This window comes from Mesorhizobium sp. M4A.F.Ca.ET.020.02.1.1, assembly GCF_004022645.1.
In the GTDB taxonomy this organism is placed as follows: Bacteria; Pseudomonadota; Alphaproteobacteria; order Rhizobiales; family Rhizobiaceae; genus Mesorhizobium.
The window spans coordinates 1-4,555 of sequence record NZ_RZOI01000504.1; the positions used below are offsets into that span (position 1 = coordinate 1).

At 65.0% G+C, this 4,555-nt stretch carries 5 protein-coding genes; 2 read left to right on the forward strand and 3 right to left on the reverse strand.

Annotated elements, in window-relative coordinates; translation table 11 throughout:
- A partial coding sequence (locus EN742_RS25250; RefSeq protein ID WP_281034994.1) for a serine dehydratase beta chain occupies positions 1 to 742 on the reverse strand: 742 nt, incomplete at its 3' end.
- 183 nt (positions 743 to 925) lie between these two features.
- On the opposite strand from EN742_RS25250, the gene EN742_RS25255 reads away from it, so the two are divergent.
- Together EN742_RS25255 and EN742_RS25260 are read left to right on the forward strand one after the other, a co-directional pair.
- Positions 926 to 1,621, forward strand: coding sequence for a cysteine hydrolase (locus tag EN742_RS25255; protein ID WP_127406503.1), 696 nt, complete (start codon positions 926 to 928; stop codon positions 1,619 to 1,621).
- 42 nt (positions 1,622 to 1,663) lie between these two features.
- Positions 1,664 to 2,398 (forward strand): DUF599 domain-containing protein, encoded by a 735-nt coding sequence (locus EN742_RS25260; protein WP_127406504.1) that lies wholly within the window; start codon positions 1,664 to 1,666, stop codon positions 2,396 to 2,398.
- Here EN742_RS25260 and EN742_RS25265 read toward each other — a convergent pair.
- Both EN742_RS25265 and EN742_RS25270 read right to left on the reverse strand, forming a co-directional pair.
- A complete protein-coding gene (locus EN742_RS25265; RefSeq protein ID WP_128333410.1) occupies positions 2,356 to 3,144 on the reverse strand; it encodes a YdcF family protein in 789 nt (262 codons plus the stop codon). The two genes, EN742_RS25260 and EN742_RS25265, sit on opposite strands and share 43 nt — an antisense overlap.
- Positions 3,145 to 3,273: 129 nt before the next feature.
- On the reverse strand, positions 3,274 to 4,555 hold a 1,282-nt coding region (locus tag EN742_RS25270; RefSeq protein ID WP_128333411.1), incomplete at its 5' end, for an amidase family protein.

Genomic DNA, 4,555 nt, shown 5'->3' on the forward strand with positions numbered 1-4,555 from the left:
CCTTCAACCCGCCCGGCATGATGCCGTCCTGCGACAGGCCGCGGTCGATGCAGCCCTTCATGGCGCCCCAGATGGCGTCGAGACCGGCGTCGAGCTCCTCGCGCGACATCTGCGTCTCCTCGTTGACGCGCTTCATCTCGGCGATGGAAAGCCCACTCTTGGCCGCCATCTTCAGCATCTCGACGGCATTCTTGAAGGGATAAGGCACCTTCTTGCCTTCCGTCGTCACTGAGCCCTTGGCCTTCATCCGCTGCAGCTCTTCCTCGGAAACGACGAAGCCGCCGCCGATCGAATAATAGATGCGCTTGAGCAGCAGTCGGTCGCCGGCGTCGTAGGCATAGAACGCCATGCCGTTGGCGTGGCCGGTGAGCGGCGTCTTGCGGTCGAGCACGAGATCGGTCGCGGGATCGAAGCGGTAAGTCGGGTGACCCGGCGGCGCGATGCGCTTCTCGGCAGCGATCCTGGCAACGATGCCGTCAGCGAGGTCGGGATCGACCGTCTGCGGCGTCTCGCCGGCAAGGCCGAGGATGACGGCGCGGTCGGAGCCATGGCCGATGCCGGTGTAGGCGAGCGAGCCGTGCAGGCTGGCGCCGATGCGGTCGACCTTGACGCCGGCCGGCCGCGGCCAGTCGTTTCCGGCTACCTCGTCCAGAAAACGCCGGGCGGCGGTCATCGGCCCCATCGTGTGCGAACTCGATGGACCGATGCCGATCTTGAACAGGTCGAAAACCGAAAGGAACACGCGCCGTTGTCTCCTGAATCCGTCTCGGCATACATATAGGAATTGCTGAGATGTTTCCGCTGTTTTACGGATCGCGGCGCCGCGCCCTCCGACCTTGTTTGCTCCGGCAGCGACATTGATTGTCGGGTTGCGCTGGCGGGGCTATTCTCGACAACGCCAGGTATCGTTGCGAGGGAGGAAGCAATGCTTGCATTGGAGGCCAGGCCGGAACCGGTGTGCATCGTGCCGGCGCAGACGGCCGTCATCGTGGTGGACATGCAAAACGCCTTCGCCTCGGCGGGCGGCATGTTCGATCTGGCGGGCTTCGACATATCGGGTGCTGCACCGGCCATCGAGGCCAACAAAAGGCTGCTTGCGGCCGCGCGCAAAGCTGGCCTCACCGTGGTCTATCTCCAGATGTCGTACAGACCGGATCTCGGCGACGCCGGCGACATTTCCTCGCCGAATTACCACAAGGAACTGGGAATGGTGCTGATGCGCCAGCGCCCCGAGCTGCGCGGCAAGCTGTTGATCGACGACAGCTGGGACTGGCAGATCGTCGATGCGCTGAAGCCGGAGCCGGGCGACCAGATCATCCGCAAATCCCGCTACAGCGGCTTTTGCAACACCGGTTTGGAAGCGTATCTGCGGGCTCGCAATATCCGCCATCTGCTGTTCAGCGGGGTCGCCACCAATGTCTGCGTCGATGCTACCGCGCGCGACGCCTACATGCTGGAATTCTGGCCTGTCCTGGTCGAGGACGCGATGAACCATTCGGGCCCCGACTTCAACCGCCAGGCGACGCTGTGGAATTTCGAAAACGCGTTCGGATGGGTCACCAGGACCGACATGGTGGTCGAGGCCCTGCGCGCGAAAGCCGCCCAACCCCTGCCGGCCTAGCCGACCGTCGAAGCGGCCGGCTCGCCTGTGGTACAAGGGGACATGGGCGATTCCTTCCATCTTTCGACGGCCGACCTTGCGGCACTGGCCTTCTTCCTCATCGTCTGGGTGCTGCATACGCTGGCCTCCGACGGCAAGCTGGTCAGCCGCGTCTCGCTGACAACGGCGATGAACGCACAGCGCGCGGCCTGGATGCGAACCATGGCCGAGCGCGAGATCCGCATCGTCGACACCGCCATCATGACGGGTCTGCAACAAGGGACCGCCTTCTTCGCATCCTCTTCGCTGATCGCGCTTGGCGGCTGTTTCGCGCTGCTCGGCGCCTCCGACCAGGTGCTTACGATGCTGAGCGACCTGCCGCTGAGCGCGACCTCCTCGCGCGAGGCCTTCCAGATGAAGGTTTTCGGCCTGGTGCTGATCCTGGCCTTCGCCTTCTTCAAGTTCGGCTGGGCCTACCGACTGTTCAATTACTGCTCGATCCTGATCGGCGCGGTGCCGATCCCGTACGGCGAGGCTTCGCGCAATCCGGTCAGCGAGACGGCGGTCTGGCGCGCAACACGCATGAACATGCTGGCCGGCAAGCATTTCAATTCCGGCCTGCGCGCGGTCTTCTTCTCGATCGGCTATCTCGGCTGGTTCATCGACCCGGTGATTTTCGTGCTGTCGACGCTGCTGCTGCTGGCGGTGCTGGTCCGGCGCCAGTTCTTCTCTGCGGCCAGGGAGGCCGTCCTCGGTCAGCCCGGGAAGGGCCGGTCGATGCGGCCGGACAGCCAGTAAGCGGCAAGCCCGATCCATTCGCGGATCGCCATGGTCGTCACCTGCAGCGAATCGGCCGGGTTGTCGCAGAACAGGCCGATGCCTTCCTTGCCCGAGGTGCGGTAATCCACCGGCCATGGGATGGTCGGGAAGCCAGCCTTGTCGAACAGCGCCTTGGCGCGCGGCATGTGGAAGGCCGAGGTCACCAGCAGCCAGGTCTCGCCCGGCTTCGGCGCCACCATTTGCCTGGTGAAGACGGCGTTCTCATAGGTGTTGCGCGACTTGTTCTCGAGGATCAGCCGATCGGCGCCGACGCCGAGCGCGCCAAGCAGGCGCGGCGCGGTGTCGGCATCGCCCTCGCCGTCCAGGAACAGTTCTCCGGTACCGCCGGATACCACCACCTTGGCCTGCGGGAACCGCCTGGCAAGGATCGCGGTCTCGACCATGCGGTCGCCGCCACTGTTCAACTCATAGCCGCCGCGTGCGAGGTTGATGGCGCCCTCGAAGCCGCCGCCGAGCACGACGATGCCGTCGACTTTCTGCGGCAGCGACGGTTTGGCAAAGCGCTCCTCCAGCGGGTTGAGCATCATCGCGCCGAGCGAGGTCCAGGCGGAAAGCGACAGGATCAGGAAGGCGAGCACGCTGCCGGTGGCGGCCAGCCGCCGACGGCCGAACGCGGCCGCGAGCAGGCCCGCCAGCAGCAGGAAGATCGCCAGGTTGAGCGGCTGGATGAAGAACCAGAAAATCTTGGAAAGATAGAAGAACATCCCTCACCCCATTACAGCGCCGCGCGCCCCTGGACGCGCAAGGGACGCTGTAACACTTTGATCTTGCGCATGATCCTTTCCGAAAATCGATTCCGATTCTCGGAGCCACGAGCTAGATGAGGGACGACCCTACCACCACTTTTCCGGCTGAAATGTGCCGGCCGCCTGCTCGATGACATGCGCCGTCTGGAACAGCGTCTCCTCGTCGAAGGGACGGCCGATGAGCTGCAGGCCGAGCGGCAGGCCCTTGGCGTCGAGACCGGCGGGGACGCTGATGCCCGGCAGGCCGGCCATGTTGACGGTCACCGTGAAGATGTCGTTGAGGTACATCTTGACCGGATCGGAAGCCATGTCCTCGTCGGCGATGCCGAACGCGGCCGACGGCGTCGCCGGCGTCAGGATGACGTCGACGCCGGCGGCAAACACGTTCTCGAAGTCGCGCTTGATCAGAGTGCGCACCTTTTGCGCCTGCAGGTAGTAGGCGTCGTAATAACCGGCCGACAGCACATAGGTGCCGATCATGATGCGGCGCTTGACCTCGCGGCCGAAGCCGGCGGCGCGGGTCTTCTCATACATGTCGACGATGTCCTTGCCCGGCACGCGCAGGCCGTAGCGGACGCCGTCATAGCGCGCGAGGTTCGACGAGGCTTCGGCCGGCGCCACGATGTAATAGGCCGGCAGCGCGTATTTGGTGTGCGGCAGCGAGATGTCGACGATCTCGGCGCCGGCTTCCTTCAGCCAGGCAATGCCCTTCTGCCACAGAGCTTCGATGTCCTGCGGCATGCCGTCGACGCGGTATTCCTTGGGAATGCCGACCTTCATGCCCTTGATCGGCTTGCCGATCGCGGCTTCGTAGTCCGGCACCGGACTATCGACAGATGTCGTGTCCCTCGGGTCGACGGAGGCCATCGACTTCAACAGGATCGCGGCGTCGCGCACGTCGCGCGCGATCGGGCCGGCCTGGTCCAGCGACGAGGCGAAGGCGACAATGCCCCAGCGCGAGCAGCGGCCATAGGTCGGCTTGATGCCGACCGTGCCGGTGAAAGCCGCCGGCTGACGGATCGAGCCTCCGGTGTCGGTGGCGGTGGCGCCGGCGCAGAGGAAAGCGGAAACGGCCGAGGCCGATCCGCCGGACGAGCCGCCCGGCACGAGCTGGGCATTGTCCAGCGTGCGCTGGGTTTTCGCGCCGCCGGCCGAGACGAAGCCGCCGTCGCCCTGGTGCGTGGTCGGCATCACCACCGTGTCGAGGCGCGAGCGCCGCCACGGGTTGATGACCGGGCCGTAGTAGGAGGTCTCGTTGGAAGAGCCCATGGCGAACTCGTCCATGTTGAGCTTGCCCAGCATGACGGCGCCGTCGGCCCACAGATTGGCGGTGACGGTTGATTTGTAGCGACGCTCCCAACCGTCCCAC